The 17,175-nt window shown below is 67.2% G+C and carries 12 protein-coding genes; 9 read left to right on the forward strand and 3 right to left on the reverse strand.

From position 1 onward, the window contains the following. Nucleotides 1-98: 98 nt before the first annotated feature. On the forward strand, nt 99-785 hold the full coding sequence (locus tag G3M57_RS26725) for a TetR/AcrR family transcriptional regulator (RefSeq protein ID WP_163233954.1): 687 nt from the start codon (nt 99-101) through the stop codon (nt 783-785). Nucleotides 786-926: 141 nt separating this feature from the next. Continuing rightward, complete coding sequence (locus G3M57_RS26730; protein ID WP_163233955.1) at nt 927-1,250, forward strand: hypothetical protein; 324 nt, start codon at nt 927-929, stop codon at nt 1,248-1,250. A 186-nt stretch (nt 1,251-1,436) separates the two neighbouring features. Here G3M57_RS26730 and G3M57_RS26735 read toward each other — a convergent pair whose 3' ends face one another. Further along, nucleotides 1,437-2,336, reverse strand: coding sequence for an alpha/beta hydrolase (locus G3M57_RS26735; protein WP_230983878.1), 900 nt, complete (start codon nt 2,334-2,336; stop codon nt 1,437-1,439). Between the two features lie 273 nt (nt 2,337-2,609). Between G3M57_RS26735 and G3M57_RS26740 the strand changes: the two genes are divergently transcribed. Next, nucleotides 2,610-4,664: a DUF6351 family protein gene (locus G3M57_RS26740; protein ID WP_163233956.1), complete on the forward strand. Its 2,055-nt coding sequence runs from the start codon at nt 2,610-2,612 to the stop codon at nt 4,662-4,664. A gap of 40 nt (nt 4,665-4,704) precedes the next feature. Here G3M57_RS26740 and G3M57_RS26745 read toward each other — a convergent pair whose 3' ends face one another. Then, nucleotides 4,705-8,142, reverse strand: coding sequence for a glycosyl hydrolase (locus G3M57_RS26745; protein ID WP_230983862.1), 3,438 nt, complete (start codon nt 8,140-8,142; stop codon nt 4,705-4,707). Between the two features lie 237 nt (nt 8,143-8,379). Between G3M57_RS26745 and G3M57_RS26750 the strand changes: the two genes are divergently transcribed. From G3M57_RS26750 to G3M57_RS26760, 3 genes are all read left to right on the forward strand, one after another. Next, complete coding sequence (locus tag G3M57_RS26750) at nt 8,380-9,693, forward strand: hypothetical protein (RefSeq protein WP_163233957.1); 1,314 nt, start codon at nt 8,380-8,382, stop codon at nt 9,691-9,693. A 244-nt stretch (nt 9,694-9,937) separates the two neighbouring features. Continuing rightward, a complete protein-coding gene (locus tag G3M57_RS26755; protein WP_163233958.1) occupies nt 9,938-10,720 on the forward strand; it encodes an SDR family NAD(P)-dependent oxidoreductase in 783 nt (260 codons plus the stop codon). Next, nucleotides 10,717-11,883, forward strand: a complete 1,167-nt coding sequence (locus tag G3M57_RS26760) for an acyl-CoA dehydrogenase family protein (protein WP_163233959.1) — start codon at nt 10,717-10,719, stop codon at nt 11,881-11,883. The genes G3M57_RS26755 and G3M57_RS26760 overlap by 4 nt, the downstream gene beginning before the upstream one ends. Before the next feature lie 38 nt (nt 11,884-11,921). On the opposite strand, the gene G3M57_RS26765 is transcribed toward G3M57_RS26760, so the two are convergent. After that, the gene (locus G3M57_RS26765) at nt 11,922-13,112 is read right to left on the reverse strand and encodes an acetyl-CoA C-acyltransferase (protein WP_163233960.1); all 1,191 of its coding nucleotides are present in this window, start codon (nt 13,110-13,112) and stop codon (nt 11,922-11,924) included. Between the two features lie 207 nt (nt 13,113-13,319). Between G3M57_RS26765 and G3M57_RS26770 the strand changes: the two genes are divergently transcribed. The 3 genes from G3M57_RS26770 to G3M57_RS26780 all read left to right on the forward strand — a co-directional run bounded on the left by G3M57_RS26770 (nt 13,320) and on the right by G3M57_RS26780 (nt 17,166). Next, entirely contained in the window at nt 13,320-14,951 is a 1,632-nt protein-coding gene (locus G3M57_RS26770) for an AMP-binding protein (protein WP_230983861.1), read from the forward strand. Nucleotides 14,952-15,120: 169 nt separating this feature from the next. Continuing rightward, complete coding sequence (locus G3M57_RS26775; protein WP_163233962.1) at nt 15,121-15,321, forward strand: hypothetical protein; 201 nt, start codon at nt 15,121-15,123, stop codon at nt 15,319-15,321. An 87-nt stretch (nt 15,322-15,408) separates the two neighbouring features. Further along, nucleotides 15,409-17,166, forward strand: a complete 1,758-nt coding sequence (locus G3M57_RS26780) for an acyl-CoA synthetase (RefSeq protein ID WP_163233963.1) — start codon at nt 15,409-15,411, stop codon at nt 17,164-17,166. Nucleotides 17,167-17,175 lie beyond the last annotated feature (9 nt).

Below are 17,175 nucleotides of genomic sequence, written 5' to 3' on the forward strand. Positions count from 1 at the left end.
GATCGGACTGTGGCGCCAACATTACAAACATGCAATACTGAACGTAAGCGCCTTCCGCGGTCGCGCGGATGGCCAGTGGTTCCACGAACGAGTGCGCAATGCCGAAAGTCCAGTCTCGAGGCGCTCGCCAGGTCAGTTCCGATCCGCCGCGCGTGGCGGGCGAGTTTCGGCGTCGGACCCAGGCTGAGCGCAGCGCGGCGACCCGATCGATGCTCCTTGATGCGGCGATCATGTGCCTGTTCGAGTATGGATACGGCTCGACCACCACGAGCAAGGTCGCCGAAAAGGCCGGCATAAGCCGCGGGGCGATGCTGCATCAGTTCCCGTCCAAGGCCGATCTGATGACCTTTGTCGTCGAGGAGACCTTCGCGCGGGACGTCGAACTCTACAGGCGGCTGCTGACGGGGGCGGAGGCGCCGAGGGAGCGCCTGGTGGCCTATCCCGCCGCGGTGTGGGAGGTCTTGAGCCAGCCTTCCGGCATCGCCGTGCTGGAGGTCCTTCAAGGGTCGCGCAGCGACCCGCAACTGGCGGGCAAGCTCACGCCGATCCTGGAACGCATCGATGCGGCCGCGAGCGCCCAACTGCTGCGCGAATTTCCGCGGGGGCCCTCTCGCGCCCTTCGTCAACTCATTGTCGGCGCCATGCACGGGCTGGCGATGATGAACGTCATGGGCGTGAACGATGAGGCCGTGCGTGATGCGGTGCCCCTGCTCCAGACCCTTCTGCGGGCGGGGCTTCAGACGGGCGTGTTCGACTCAGAGCCCGATGAAGCGGGCTTGGTCTGAGGCGGAAACGGCGATCTCGATTTGATGGCCTTCGCGGCGGTGGATGACAAAAGTTTTAAGCAGGATATATTGCTTGTATTGTATCGGCTCGCGACGCTAGAGAGTCTGTCCTTACCGCCAGATCTTCGACGAGAAACCCACATGAAGCGCTACCTCGCCACCGCCCTGCTTCTGGTCGCCAGCCCGGCCCTGGCCCAGACGGCCGCGCCCGCGCCCGCGCCGGCTCCGAGCCAAGCCGCTCCGGCCGCCGCCGGCGTCCTGTCGGCGAACACGCCGATCGAGACGCTGATGTCCGCGCCCGCCTCCAAGGCCGTGCTGCTCAAGATCTTCCCGGATCTCGACAAGAACCCCGCCTACGATCAGTTCAAGGCGCTGAGCATGCGGCAGCTGTCCGAGCTGCTGGGCGGCGCCATTCCCGCCGAGAAGATCGATCAACTCGACAAGGACCTGGCGGCGCTGAAATAAACTGCGCCGATCGACCCGATCGATCGCGCAAGACGGGCCCAAGCCAGCAAGGCTTGGGCCCTTTTCCTTGGGCGCTGGACTCCCGCCGCGCGCGGTGGCGGGTCCGCGTCAGGGTGGCGCGGGCGGTCGAGGGCGAGCGGCCGGTGGCCCGCGCCACCGGTCGCCCTTGGCGGCGAGCCTGATCGCCTAAGGCTTTTGCCGAGCAGGCGCCTGCATCTCGAGCCAGGCGAGAAATTCTGGCATGATCAATGCGTTCGTCATGCCAGGCTTGCCCGTGCCAAAGCCATGGCCGCCAGCCTGGTAGATATGCAGTTCGACCGGGCGTTTGGCGTCGCGCCAGGCGGTGACGAGCCCAAAATCACCTTTGCTGAACATGCCGTCGTCCATCGCTAGCGCGGCGAACATCGGCGGCCCCGCTTGGGGCACCTGCACCGACTCCATCGGGCCGTAGACATAGCCGAAGAAGTCGGGCGGCGTGGTCGCCGGATCGCCGTCGCCGTCGGCGCCGAGAACCGCCTGCAGCGTCGTGATCGCGCCGGCCGAAAAACCGATCATGCCGACACGTTTGGGATCTATCCCCCACTCGGCCGAACGGCCGCGCACCAGTTTGAGCGCCGCCAGCGCGTCCTTGGTGGCGTCGGTGGTGTCCATCTGCGGCTTCGGGCCGGGGCCGGCCATGCCCATGATCAGTTTCATGACCCCGGCCTGAAACGCCGCTTGGTCCTTGGGCGTGGGGCTGAGCCGATATTTCAGGACGAACGCGGTGTAGCCGCGGTCAGCGAGGGCTTGGGCGACCTTCCAGCCCTCGCCGTCCATCGACAGGAACATGAAGCCGCCGCCGGGGGCGACGATCACAGCCGAGCCGTTGGCCGTGCCGGGCTTGGGCAGCACCGCGGTCAAGGTGGGATAGGTGACGTTGCGCACTTCGCTGCCCGAACCGAAGAGCATCTCGTCGCTCAGTTTGCCGGGGTTGGCCTTGCCATAGACGGGCATCGTCCGCGCGCCCGCCGGCGCCCCGGCGGGCGTGGGGATATCCGTCGTGCTTTGCGCGCCCGCCGCCCCCGCCACCAGGCATGTCGCCGCCACGCCCAAGATCCAAGACTTCATCATGCGTTTTCCTCCCTGAGGCCGCGGACGGTCCGCGAATGCGCCGGCCCGCCCCTCTTCTGCGTTCGCGTCAACGGCCCTCTCCCAGGGCCAGCTTCGTGCCGACGTCTCGCCCTGACCTCCGTGGTGTTGGTCAGCCTGGGGCTCGCTTGACGTACCGGTTCTCATATACCTGCGTCGCGCCAGATGATAAAGGCAGGTCAACCTGCTTTTATTGAGTGGCAAACTGAAAACGACCTGGGAGGGCAAGACGTGTTTCGAAGGATCGCCGGCGCGGCCGTCGGCATATTTCTGATCACCGCCGGTCTGTCTGACGCGCGCGCCGCCGAACGACTGAAGATCAAGGTGCTGTCCTCGCCGCGCCCCACGCTCGTTTCCGGTGGGGACACGCTGGTCGAGGTCGTCGGGGCCGATGGTGAGGCGGTCAAGCTCACGGTGAACGGCGCGGCGGTCGATGCGTTGCGCGCCGATCCGGCGCGGGGAAGCCTGGTCGGCTTGGTGATGGGGTTGCGTGAGGGTGAAAACGGCCTCGTCGCGCGCGTTGGGCGGCGCACGGCGCGACTGACGATCGTCAACCATTCCAAGAATGGTCCGATCCTGTCCGGGCCGCACATGCGACCTTACGAGTGTCGAACGGTCGAGGCGGGACTGGGACCGGCGCTGGACGACAACTGCAACGCGCCGACGCGGATCGACTGGTTCTATCGCAGTACGACGAACCTCTTCAAACCCTTGCCCGCCGGCCCCCTGCCTGAGGATCTGGCGCGGACAACCACGATCGAGGGCGTGAGCGTCCCCTATATCGTCCGGGTCGAAACGGGGACGCTCAACCGCACGATCTATCGCATCGCGACATTGGAAGATCCTGGCCGACCTCCCTCGCGGGGGACGGGATCGGCATGGAACGGTCGGCTCGCGGTCAGCTTCGGCGGCGGTGGCGGCGCGAAGTATAATCAGGGCTTGGTTCCGATGCAGACGGTTCTGAGCGATCTGTTCCTGTCGCGGGGCTTTGCGCACATCGTCGCCTCCGAACTCGTCAACGATCTCCATGCCAACGCCGTGCTCCAGGGCGAGGCGCTGATGATGATCAAGGAGCATTTCATCGAGCAATACGGAGCGCCGCGCTGGACGGTTGGCAGCGGCGGATCGGGTGGCGCGATCCAGCAATATCTGATCGCGCAGATCTATCCTGGCCTGCTGGACGGCATTCAGCCCGAAGCGGCCTTCCCCGACAGCTCGCCGATGATCGCCGACTGCGGCCTGCTCGAGAACTATTGGCGCAAGGCCGACGCGACGGTGTGGACCCAGGAAAAGCGCCAGGCCGTATCGGGATTTGCGCCCTCCACCTGCAGGCTGTGGGAGTTGTTGTTCGTGCCGGTGATCAAGGCGGCTAACAAGCCAGGCTGTGCCCTCTCCGATCAGAGCCTGGTCTATGACGCCCGTTCCAACCGGCGCGGGGCGCGGTGTTCGGCGGCCGATTGGCGGGTCAACCAGATCGGACGCGATCCCACGACCGGCTTCGCCTATCGCTATGACGACAATATCGGCCTTCAATACGGCCTTGGCGCGTTCAACGCCGGCCGAATTTCCGTCAACGAGTTCCTGGACCTGAACGAAGGGATCGGCGGGTACGACACGGACGGCGGCTTCCAGGCCGAGCGGATGCGCGCGGACCCCGTGGGGTTGCGGCGTCTCTATCAGGCCGGTCTGGTCAATTCCGGCGGTGGCGGACTGGCGAGCCTGCCGATCCTGTCCTTCCGATCCTATAACGATCCGGCCGGTGACATTCATGACCGGCTCCGCGACATCGTCATCCGTGAGCGGATGCGCAAGGCCAATGGCGACGCCCAGAACGCGGTGTTCTGGGTGGCGAGCAACGACCGGAAGAAGTTCGAGTCCGTCGCGGCGCAGGCCCTTGATGCTATGACGCAGTGGCTCGACGCGCTGTCCGCGGCGCCGGGGCCGACGACCCATGCCAAGGTCGTGCGCTACAAGCCGGCCGGCGCGGTGGACGCCTATTTCGACAGTCAGGGGGTCAAGCATGCCGAGGCCCTGACCCTAACCGGGCCGAGCCAGGCCAACAGCCTTTATCCCTTCTATTCGGATCCGCGTGTGGTCGCCGGCGGTCCGCTGTCGGTGGACGTTTTAAAGTGCGACCTCAAAAGAGCGGACCCACGCGATTACAAGGTCGCCTTCACGCCAGAGCAATGGGCGCGGCTGACGCGAACATTTCCGGCCGGGGTCTGTGACTTCTCCAGGCCCGGCGTGGGACGGGCGCATCTGAACGCGGTCTACCATCGCTATTGATCGCGACGGGGCGCCGCCTGCGGGCGGCGCCCCGTTCAGCTCACGGGCGCGTCGTCATCAGCCGCACAGGACCGATCAGGCCCGACGGGCGCAGGGGCGCGTCGGCGGTGTAGGCGGGGGTGGCGGCGTAGGCTATGGGCGCGGCGCCAGGCTGCGCGTCGCCGATCAGTCGGTTCACCCACAGGTTCGCCACGCGAACCTCAAGCCGATTGCGGCCGGGCCTTAGCAAGCCGTCCAGGTTCACCCGATAAGGCGCTTGCCAAGCCACGCCCGCCCGCTGGCCGTTGATCCAGACTTCGGCGACATCCCCGACCGTCCCCAGGTCCAGCAGAACCGGAGCGCCAGGCCGATAGGATCGTGGCGCTTCGATCGTCTTGCGGTAGGTCGACACGCCTGAAAAATATCGAACGCCGGGCTGAGGCTGCTCGCTCAGCGACTGAAGTTTGGACAGCGTCGTGGCGGCCGGCGCGCCGCGGCCAGGCTGAAAGGTCACGTTCCAGGCTCCGCCGAGTTCCGCGATCACCTGGGCGGTTTGTGGCGGGACGGTCCTTGCAGACCCGGTGGCGTCGTGTCGGAAGACGACAAAGAGGGAGTCCTCGGCGGCGAGGTTCAGAGGCACCACCGTTCCATCACCTTCGATCCGATAGGACGCCGGCTGGATGGAGGCTGCGTCCGCGCGCCAGATCTCCGCCGCCTTGCCCGTCACACCGAAGCGGGCCTCCAGGTTGACGGCTTGCTTGCCGCGATGGTTCACAAAATAGAGGTCGCCGTCGGGGAGGCGGCGGTGCACGAACCGCACCTCGGCGGCCGTCTCGGGCTTCTGGATCTGGAAATCCGGCTTCGCGCCGATGAGGTCCAACGCCTTTTCCACGCTCGGCCCGGCGATCACGCGTCCCTGGCCGACCGTCGTCACCGCCTCGCCCGACCATAGGGTTCGCACCAGGCGCGCATAATCCGATGCGCTCCCTTCGAGGCTCGGCGAGCTGGTCGGCGCCTCGCCCACGATCGTGGCCCCCTGCTCGGCCAGCGCCGCGATCCCGCGCAGGGTCGGCAAGGTCATGCGTCGGCTCGAGCCGCCGAGATAGAGGACGCGGTAGCGGGCCCCGCTCGGCGCGACGACATCCCCGTCGTCCACCTTGAGGTCATCGCGCACGGTCCTGGCGCTGACGAAATCGTAGGCGTGGCGCGTGGGCAGGTCGGCCGGCAGGCCGGCGGCGGACATCGCGCCGATCGGCGCGTCCTCGCCGTAGAAATAGGCGACGTCGGCGACCGCATGTCCGGCCTGCAGCAACACGCTGCTGCGCGCGATGTAGTCGATCCATGGGCGCGCCATTCCCGCCCAGGTCTCCATTCGGTTGAAATACTGACCGTAGATCCACAGCGACAGGCCCGGCGCGCGATCGTCGCGCGGCACGTGCGCGGAGGTGTGGATCACGGGTCGATTGACGCCGCTGGCGAAGATCAGGTCCATGGTGGCGCGCAGGTCCGCGGGCGCGAAAGCCCAAGGGTGTTCCGCTGAGGTCAGGGACTCGGCCGCGACAATGTTCTGGCCGTAGACGTGGGCCACCGAGGCCGCGCCGCGCATGTCCGCTTCATGATGGGGCTGGGGCTTGGCGTCGCGCCCAAACGTCCATTGCGCCCCCATCGGGACATCCGCGTAGCGACGCATGTCCAGGTCGTCCCCGACCCCCGCGGATCCCTCGAGCGACTCACCATAGACTTTGAGCCCGTTTTCATGGGCGACGCGCGCGACCGTGGCGTAGTGCTCGGTGGCGTAGAGATCGCCGAGCGTGCGCCGATAATCGTACAAAAACTGGTCGGTGAGCGCTCGTGATTGCACGATCACGCCCGTGAGCGTCGGAAGCCAGGGACGTGGATCATACCCCCGCAACCGCTGAAAATGCTCCAGCAGACCCGGCGTCCAGTTGAAGCTCCCCGCTTCGGTGCTGTCGGTGAGCAAGGCCTGCACGCCGCGCTTGCCCATCAGGCTTGGACCCGCCGCGTCCCGATACAAGGCCAGATAGGTTTCGAGATAGCGGCGCACGGCGGCAGGATCGATCTTGTCGACCTCCAGTCCGGTCCCCTCAGGGCTGGCCGGATGGTTCGTGGTGCCCAGCAAGGACCAGCCCATCCGAACGATCCGCCATCGGCCGGGAGGCGGCGTCCAGGTCAGGGCGCCGTCGGCGGCCATGCGACCGGTCAGATCGATCACGTCCTGGCTCGAAACGCCCGGTTCGGCCGTATTCAGGTTTGGATCCGGCGCGTAGGCGGCGGGAAGGTCGGCGAAGCCAGCCTTGGCCTCCCAACGGTCGACGCGGGCTTCGGTCGACAGGCGCATTTCGGCGATCTCAAGGTCGGAAGGGCCCTTGTAGGCGTCGAAGGTCCTCTGATCGAACCCCGCCGCTCCGCCTTGAGCGCCAATGATCGACGTCTCGGCCACGGTCATCATCACGCAGCGAAAGAACCTGGCCTCGACCGGCGCGAAGCTGAGCGTGACCGGCACGGTCGAGGGGGGCAGATCGACGACCTTGCGCCAGGTGATCCCGTCGGAACTGGCTTCGAGCCGGGACATGACAATTCCAGGCCGGAACAACCGAAAGGCGCCCCGCGTGAAATAGGTGACCGATCGCACGGGCTGGGGCTTGTCGAGCGTGAGGTCCAGGACGGTGGGCTTGCCGCCGGTCCCGCGCGGCGCGGTGACGCCGCTGGCGAAGGCGCCATCGGACAGGGACGACCCGTCGATCGCCTTGCCGTTCAGACGGGCGGTCGTCTGGAGCGATCGCTCCCCGACGGGGACGCGGTAGGCGAATACGGCCGTGTCTCGATAGAGGCGCGGCTTTTCGACCGTGTCCGCCGTCGGGTTTAGCGAAACCATGTCATCGAAGGCCGTATCTTGAAAAGGGCCGGTCGTTTCAGGAGGTCTTGGCAGCTTGCCTTGAAACGGCGCCCCGCCCTGAACGGTTGTCTCGCTCCAGGCGATCTTCTTCATGCCGTCCTTGGGCTGGACCCAAGGGCCTCCAGTGACGGAGAAGCCTGGAGAGGAGGCGATGGCCAGCTCAAGGTCGAGGCGGTCGGCCTCGCTGGCGGCGAAGCGAAACGCATCCTTCCACTCGGCGGACATGAACGTCAGTCGCCGGTCGACGATCTGTGGGGTCGCGATGTTGGCGTCGAACGTCTGCACACCGGCGATCCCGCTTCGCTTCATCCATTCAAGGTCTTTGCGGATGCCGTCCTTGGTGATGTTGCCGTTCATCCAGTGCCACCAGACGCGGGGCCTGGCCCCGGCCGGCGGATCCTTGAAGTCACGCTCGAGCCGATCGGCCTCGACGGACCTGGGCGGGGGGCTTGCCCCATCGTGCCGGGCGAAGGCCGGCCCGGCCAGGGCGCCGCTGAGCAAGACAGCAGCGGTCATCGGGCCGACGGCGCCGATCAGGTCATGACCTCGGCCTTGCTTGGCGTGAAGGCGCGGTGACGGCATGGATTCCCCTCCCTGGTCCGGCGCTGGAGGGGCGCCGGCGGCGTGCTCTTGCTCCTCGCGGGGCGTCCTAGCGGGCGCATTTGGCCTTTTGGGACGGCGCAGCACTATCTCCGAACCCTAGGCATTTACAAGACGGATCGACTGTTTATTTTTAGAATGCGAATAGGCCTGACGGGCCGCATCCTGGATGTGGCGGCGGCGCATGAATCTGATCGAGGACCCACCAGGGAGGGATAAGTGAACAGGAAGGATCTGATGGTCTTGGCCATGGGCGCGGCGCTTTTGGCGCCGGCGGTCTCGGTCGCCGGACCACTGCGCGCGGGAGCGGCCCGGGTGGACATCACGCCGACACCAAGCGTGCTGCCGGCCTCGATCCACGACCCGCTGTTCGTGCGGACCCTGATCCTCGACAGCGGCAAGGACAAGGTCCTGCTGGTGAGCATCGACTCGCCTGGCCTTGCCCGGACCGATGAGTTGCTCGACAGCCTGGCCAAGGAGCTCCAGGTTCCGCGCGATCATATCCTGATGGCGGCGACGCACGACCATAGCGCGCCGTTCATGGCCTTGGGAGACGCCCCCTACCCCTATTTCGACCTGATCAAGAAGGGCGTTCTGGACGCGGCGCGCCAGGCGAACGCACGCCTGCGGCCCGCACGGATCGGCTATCGAACGGGCAAGGCCTATGTGAACAGCAACCGGGATGAAAAGATCGCCGGGCGCTACACCATGGGCTACGCGCCGGAAGGGCCGTCGGACAAGACCGTCGCGGTGATGGCGGTGACCGACATGGCCGGCAAACCCATCGCCGTCTACGCCAACTACGCGGTGCACGGCGTGGTCATGTTCTTTTCCAAGACCAAGGACGGCCAGCTGGAGATCACCGGCGACCTGCCGGGGGCGACGTCTCGCTACGTCGAGGAGCATCTGGGCCCCGATGTGGTGGCGCTTTGGACCTCCGGCGCGGCCGGCGACCAAAATCCGATTTTCACCTCGGTCTATCTGACCCAGGACGGCGCCTTCAAGGACAGCGGCGTCGGCGGCTGGACGCTTTTGGACGCGCAGGCGCGGCGCCTTGGCGAGGAGATCGTGCGGGTCGTCAACGCCACCAGCGACACCACCGATAGCGCGGAGCTCAAGGTTCGCACCACCGTTCTGGTCTGCCCAGGTCAGGCGCCGGCCAAGCCCGGAGCCCCGCCCCTTCCGGCGGCCACGAGTTGGGCTCCGACCAAGGTGGAGATGGTCGACGGCGCACCGGTCAAGATTCCGCTCACCTTGATGACGGTTGGCGACATCGCCCTGGCGGGCGTCGGCGGCGAGGTCTTCACCGAGATCGGCATGGCGGTCAAAGCCCAGTCGCCGTTCGACCGGACGATGGTGGTGACGCATCTGCCGGGTAATGTCGGCTATATCCCGACAGACCGCGCCTTCGCACTGCCTTCGGAAAAGGCGCTGACCGCCACTATGAAGCCGGGTTGCGCCGATCCCGGCATCCCCGCGACGTTCAAGGACATGGCGGCCGGCTTGCTCGTTGAGGGCAAGACGGAGAAATAGGCCCCGCCTGGGTGGTCCGCGCGATCGGGCGGGCCCTTGCCAGGGGACCGCGCGGGACACGCCGCGCGGCGTTTCGTTCAGCCGTCGTCCCGGGCGGCGGCGAGCCGTCCCTCTTCCAGTCCTGGAGGCGCTTGGTCAGCCGATCTCGCCCGATTCCAATCCCTTCATCCGCCCGCGCCGCTTTGGTCGGCCGGGGCTGTCGGTTCGGACCTCGTGGTCCATCAGTCTTTTCTGGAGTTTTCCCTTGCAGCTCAATTCAAGCCTCAGCGCGATCGTCACGGGAGGCGCCTCGGGCCTCGGGGAAGCCACGGCCCGCCGCCTGGCCGCCGAAGGCGTCAAGGTCACGATCTTTGACATGAACCTGGAACGTGGATCGCAGGTGGCCGACGAGATCGGCGCCCTGGCCTGCCGCGTGGACGTCACCTCCGACGCCGATGTGGTCCAAGGGCTGGCGGCGGCGCGCGCGGCCCATGGCCAAGAGCGCATCCTGGTCAATTGCGCCGGCATTGTCCTGGGCGCCAAGACCGTCGCCCGACGAAAGACCGATGGCGTGCTGATCGCGGCGGCGACCGACGATTTCGATCGGGTCGTCCGGGTCAACCTCGGCGGCACGTTCCGGTGCATCGCCCATAGCGCCTTGGGAATGGCGGGTCTTGACCGGCTGGCGACCGGCGAGCGGGGCGTGATCATTTCAACGGCTTCGGTGGCGGCCGAGGACGGTCAGGTCGGACAGGCCGCCTACGCCGCCTCCAAGGCGGGCGTGGCGGGCATGGCCCTGCCCATCGCCCGTGATCTCGCTTCGGAGGGCGTTCGGGTCAATACGATCCTGCCGGGCCTGTTCGAGACCCCGATGATGGCGGGGCTGCCAGCGGCGGTTCGCGCGAGCCTGGCGGCGACCGTGCCGTTTCCCGATCGCCTGGGGGCGGGCGAGGAATACGCCGCCCTGGTCGTTGAGATGTGCCGCAACGCCTACCTCAACGCCGCGGCGATCCGCCTGGACGGCGCCTTGCGAATGGCCGCGCGATGAACGACGTCCCCAGCGCGACGCCGGAGAATCCGCTGCTGCCGCCCGCCGACGCCCTCGAACTGCGCGATGCGGTCCGACGGTTCGCCCAGGACCGCCTGGCTCCGGTCGCGGCGCACAACGATCGCGATCATGTCTTCCCCGCCGAGCAACTGGCTGAAATGGGCCAGATGGGGCTCATGGGCATGCTCGTGCCGGAAGCCTATGGCGGATCGCAGGTGGGCGCGATCGCCTACAGCATGGCCGTCGAGGAGGTCGCCGCCGCCCATGGGGCCTGCTCGACCATCATGAGCGTCCATAACTCGGTCGGCTGCGGCCCCATCCTTGGCCATGGGACCGAAGAGCAAAAACGGCGCTTCCTGCCCGCCATGGCGCGTGGAGCGTGGATCGGGGGCTTCGCCCTGACCGAGCCCCAAGCCGGATCGGACGCGTCCAACCTGCGCACCCGGGCCGTCCGCCAGGGCGAGGACTATGTGATCGACGGCGCCAAGCAGTTCATCACCTCGGGCGCCAACGCCAAGGTGATGATCGTGTTCGCGGTGACCGATCCCACGGCCGGAAAGCGCGGCGTCTCCGCCTTCATCGTGCCCACCGACACGCCCGGCTTTGTCGTCGACAAGGTCGAACACAAGCTGGGTCAGCACGCTTCGGACACCTGCGCGCTCTCGTTCCAGGCCATGCGCGTGCCGGCCTCGCTGCGACTGGGCGAGGAGGGCCAGGGTTATCGGATCGCGCTGTCCAATCTCGAAGGCGGACGGATCGGCATCGCCGCCCAGGCGGTGGGCATGGCTCGCGCCGCCTTTGAAGCCGCGCGCGACTACGCCCGCGAGCGCCAAGCCTTCGGCGCGCCGCTGATCGAACACCAAGCCGTGGCTTTCCGGCTGGCCGACATGGCCACCCAGATCACCGTGGCGCGGCAGATGGTGTTGCACGCCGCGGCCCTCAAACAGGCCGATCGCCCTTGCCTGACCGAAGCTTCGATGGCCAAGCTCTTTGCCTCGGAGATGGCGGAGAAGGTCTGTTCGGACGCCATTCAGATCCATGGCGGCTATGGCTATCTCGCCGACTTCCCGGTCGAGCGTCTCTATCGCGATGTTCGGGTCTGCCAGATCTACGAGGGCGCGAGCGACATCCAGCGCCTGCTGATCTCGCGCGATCTGGGTTGAAGGAAGGCGGCGCGGGTCGCGCCGCCTTACACGCCGGCCTAGACCAGCTCCACGGCCATGGCGGTGGCTTCGCCGCCGCCGATGCACAGGGACGCCAGGCCCTTCTTGCCGCCGCGCGCCTGCAGGGCCGAGATCAGGGTGCACAGGATGCGCGCGCCCGACGCGCCGATCGGGTGGCCCAGGGCGCAGGCGCCGCCGTTGACGTTCAGCTTGTCGGCCGGAATGCCCAGTTCCTGCTGGGCGATCATGGCGACCACGGCGAAGGCCTCGTTGACCTCGAACAGGTCGACGTCGGCGACGTCCCAGCCGGCCTTCTTCAGCGCCTTCTTCATGGCCGGCACGGGGGCGATGGTGAACAGGCCCGGCTCGTGGGCGTGGGCGGCGTGGCTGACCACCTTGGCGACGATCGGCAGGCCCAGGCGCTTGGCCACGCTCTCGCGGGTCATGACCAGGGCGGCGGCGCCGTCGCTGATCGACGACGAATTGGCCGCCGTGATCCCGCCGTCGCGGCTGAAGGCCGGGCGCAGGGTCGGGATCTTGGCGGCGTCGGCCTTCAGCGGCTGCTCGTCCTGGGTGACCGTCTCGACGCCCTTGCGGGTGGTGATGGTCACCGGGGTGATCTCGGCGGCGAAGGCGCCGGAGGTCACGGCCTTCTGGGCCTTGGCCAGGCCCTTGACCGCATAATCGTCCATGGCCTCGCGGCCGAACTGGTAGGTGGCGGCGCTGTCCTCGGCGAAGGCGCCCATCAGCTTGCCGGGGGTGTAGGCGTCCTCCAGCCCGTCCAGGTACATCGAGTCCCACATCTGGTCGTGGCCGATGCGCGCGCCCGAGCGGTGCTTGGTCAGCAGGTAGGGGGCGTTGGTCATGCTCTCCATGCCGCCGGCCACGATGATGTCGGCGCTGCCGGCCGCCAGGGCGTCGTGGGCCATGATGGCGGCCTGCATGCCGCTGCCGCACATCTTGTTGACCGTGGTGGCCTCGACGGAGAGCGGCAGGCCTGCCGCGACGGCGGCCTGGCGGGCGGGGGCCTGGCCCAGGCCCGCCGGCAGGACGCAGCCCATGAAGATCTGTTCGACCTGGTCGCCCGAGACGCCGGCCCGCTCGATCGCCGCCTTCACCGCCGTCGCGCCCAGTTCGGTGGCCTTGGCCCCGGACAGCGCGCCCTGGAAACCGCCCATCGGCGTGCGGGCGAACGAGACGATGACGACGGGATCTGCGGATTGGGTCATGTCCTGGTTCTCTTTCAGACGAGCGCGGTCCGCGCCGAGGCGGGTCGATTGTAGGGGGGCGCGCCGCCAGGCCGCCAGCGCAAGTGAGGTTAGTCACCGTATGTAACAAGCAGTGCGTCTTGCTTCTAACATCGACTTCAATAGGGTCGGCCTCAAACATGGGACGAGGCGCGTGTTGGGCGGCGGCCTGGACCTGGGAGGATGGGCGTGGCGGACTATTTTGCGACCTATGACGGGTTTGAGCTTCAGGCGGCGCTTTCGGTCCTGTCGAACGGCGGCGACGCGGGCCTGAACGCGGCGACAGAGTGCTGCGATCGCTGGTGCGGACAAGGACGTGCCGCCCTCCATTGGGCTCATGAGGATGGCCGACGGCTGACGCTAAGCTTCGACCAGTTGCGAGAAGACTCCAGCCGGCTGGCCAATCTTCTCAAGACGCACGGCGTCGGCCCGGGCGATCGCGTGGCGGGTCTGTTGCCGCGCACGCCGCAACTGCTGGCGCTCATCGTGGCGACCTGGCGTCTGGGCGCGGTCTATCAGCCGCTGTTCACCGCGTTTGGTCCTCTGGCCATCAAGCATCGCCTCGAGGTTTCCGGCGCCAAGATCGTGGTGGCCGATCCCGCCAACCGCGCCAAGCTCGGCGGCATGGAGCATATGGCGCGCATCCTCGTCACGCGTCACAGCGACCAGGGGCTGGCCCATGACATCAGCCTCGCGGAGGCGCTGCCGCTGCAATCCTCGATCTGTCAGCCCGTTCCCGGCAGTCCCGATGATCCGTTTTTGATCATGTGCACATCGGGAACGACGGGCGCGCCCAAGGCCTTGCTCGTTCCTTTGCGGGCGATCGCGGCCTTCGTGGCCTACATGCGCGACGCCGTCGACCTGCGGCCGGGCGAGCGCTTCTGGAACATCGCCGATCCCGGCTGGGCTTACGGTCTCTACTACGCCGTCACGGGGCCGTTGGCGATGGGGCACGCGACGCTGTTCTTCGAGGGCGGCTTCAGCGTCCAGAACGCGGTGGCCATCATCAAGGAGCACGGGATCACCAACCTGGCCGGCTCGCCGACCGCTTTTCGCCAGTTCCTCGTCGCCGGTCCGCAGGCCGTGGCGCCGATCGCGGGCCAGCTTCGCGTCGTCAGCAGCGCCGGCGAGGCGCTCAACCCGGACGTGGTTCGCTGGTTCGCGGCCCATCTGCGAGCGCCGATCCATGATCACTACGGTCAGACCGAACTGGGGATGGTGGTGTGCAATCACCACGCGCTCTCCCATCCGATCGCTCCAGGATCGGCTGGCTTCCCCTCGCCGGGCCACCGGGTCGTGGCGCTCGATGAGAACAATAACGAGCTGCCCCCCCACACCCCTGGTGTGCTGGCGTTGGACATCGCCGCCTCGCCGCTGTTCTGGTTTTCGGGCTACGAGGGGCGCGGCGACAGCGATCCGCGCTACTATCTCAGCGGTGACATCGTCGAGCTCAACAAGGACGGCTCCTTCAGCTTCGTGGGCCGCGCCGACGACGTCATCACCTCCTCCGGCTATAGAATTGGCCCCTTCGACGTCGAAAGCGCGCTCGTGGATCATGCATCCGTCGCGGAGGCGGCGGTGATCGGCAAGCCCGATCCCCAGCGCACCGAGATCGTCAAGGCTTTCGTGGTTCTACGCCCTTCTGTCAGACCAAGTCCGGCCTTGGCGGAAGAGCTCCAGCAATGGGTCAAGGCGAGACTCTCGGCGCACGCCTATCCGCGCGAGATCGAGTTCGTCGACGACCTGCCCAAGACCCCGAGCGGCAAGGTGCAGCGCTTTCTGCTCAGGGCCCGTGAAAGGGAAAAGGCCGAAACGGCCTAGGCGGGGCTCGCCCTGGGACGCGGTTCGGCGTCGTGATCTTCAATTGGCGCTTTTGCAGATCCCGTCGATCGTTCATAACCGTAGATAACAAACAAACCCGACTGGTTGCGAATCCGTGGGCGTCGCCGATCAGGCGGCGTGATCACGGTGTTCAGGCGTAGGATGACCGATGGACAAGCCAGGATTTGATCCAGGCGCGCGGGTGGTTCGCGCGGGCGCGGACCTGCCGCATCTGGGCGTTCACGCCGGACGCGTCTACGTGATCGAGGCTTTCGATCCCGACAGCGACAATGGCTTGGTCGTGAGCGGCGTCATCGAGGGTCTCGATCCAACCGGTTTTCGCCTGGCGCAGGACGAAGACGGCGTCTGATCGCCCCGATCGCACGACGCGGGCTCGCGCGCCGTGATCGCTTTTACGCATTTTCGCCGCCCTGGGCGGCCTGGAGACATGAGGCCCATGGTCGCCGACCTTCAATCCGCATCCCGCGTCGAAAACACCAAGGCCGAAGCCCGTGAGGCCGCCGTATGGCCAGAGGCGCTCCCGACCACGACCTATGATCTCATCCTGCAGGCGAGCGAGCGCTACAGTCAGGCCAAGGCTCTGTCGTTCTTCCTGGACGCCGAGAGCCATCAGCGGACGGTCAGCTGGAGTTTCGAGGACTATGCCGAGGCCGTGACCCGCGCGGGCAATCTCTTCGCCAGCCTGGGCCTGGAGCGGGACGAGGCGGTGGCGCTTTATCTGCCCAATCTGCCCGAAATGCTCTTCAGCCTGTGGGGGGCTGAAGCCGTCGGCGTGGCTTTGCCGATCAATCCTCTGTTGGAACCGGCCGGTCTGGCCGATCTTCTGAGGGCCAGCGGCGCGCGCGTGCTGGTCACCCTGGCGCCCATGCCGGGCGTGGATCTCTACGAAAAGGCCGTTGCGGCCCTGGCTGCGGCGCCGACCATCAGGGACCTGGTTCTGGTCGACCTCGCCCGCCATGTCATGGGCGATCGTGCGTTGCCCCCGACACCTGGCGTGTCGAAGACCGTGCGGATCACCGCGTTCCAGGCCGGATGCGACGCCCAGTCTGGCGATCACCTCGGCGTTGCCGGTCGGCCGGTGGCTCCGGCGGCCAACGACCTTGCCTCGATGTTCGGCACGGGCGGATCGACCGGCGCGCCCAAGCTCGCCCGCCGCACCCACGCCAACGAGGTGGCCAACGCCTTCATGGGCTCCCGCGCGTTGGGATCGGCCCTGAAGCCTGGGGACGTGGTGTTCGCGGGCCTGCCGCTTTTCCACGTCAACGGCGCGATGGTGACGGGCCTGGCCAGTCTGTTCATGGGCGCCCACGTCATTTTGGGAACGCCGCAGGGCTTTCGCGGCCCGGGGGTGATCGGCCGCTTCTGGGACATCGTCGACCATCACCGCGTCGCCATGTTCAGCGCCGTGCCGACCCTGCTGTCGAGCCTGCTGCTGGCGCCGCGCGAAGGGCGGGATCTATCGTCGCTGCGATTTGTCATCTGCGGCGCAGCGCCCCTGTCCCCCGAACTGATCGGCCAGTTCGAGGCCGCCACCGGAACGGCGATCGCCGAGGGCTACGGCCTCACCGAAGCCACCTGCACGGTGTCGCTCAATCCCCTCACCGCCGCGCGACGAGCCGGATCGGTGGGGTTCCCGATCCCCTTTCAAAAGGTGCGCATCGCCCAATTGACGGCCGACGGAGAATGGCTGGGCGATGCGGCGACGGGAGAGACCGGCCAGGTGATGCTCGCCGGCCCGAATGTCTTCCAGGGCTATGTCTTGGAGCACCAGAACACGGGGGTGTTCCTGCTCGATGACGCCGGAGAGCGCTGGCTCAACACCGGGGATCTGGGCGCGGTCGATGAGGACGGCCGGCTCTGGCTTCGCGGACGGTCCAAGGACGTGATCATCCGCGGCGGGCACAACATCGACCCGGCCGTCATCGAGGATGCGTTCTACGCCCATCCCGACGTCGTCCTGGCCGCGGCGATCGGACGGCCCGACGAACACGCCGGCGAGGTGCCGGTGGCCTACGTCCAACTCAAGCCGGGCGCGACGGTCTCGGCCGAGGCCCTGGCGGAGTTCGCCCAAACCCGGATCGCCGAGCGGGCCGCCCGCCCCCGCTTCGTGCGCGTGATCGACGTGATGCCGCTCACGGCCGTGGGCAAGGTCTTCAAGCCCGCCCTGCGCGATCAGGAGGCCGCCATCCCATAGCGCTCGATG

The sequence above is a fragment of the Caulobacter rhizosphaerae genome (assembly GCF_010977555.1).
Taxonomy (GTDB): Bacteria; Pseudomonadota; Alphaproteobacteria; order Caulobacterales; family Caulobacteraceae; genus Caulobacter; species Caulobacter rhizosphaerae.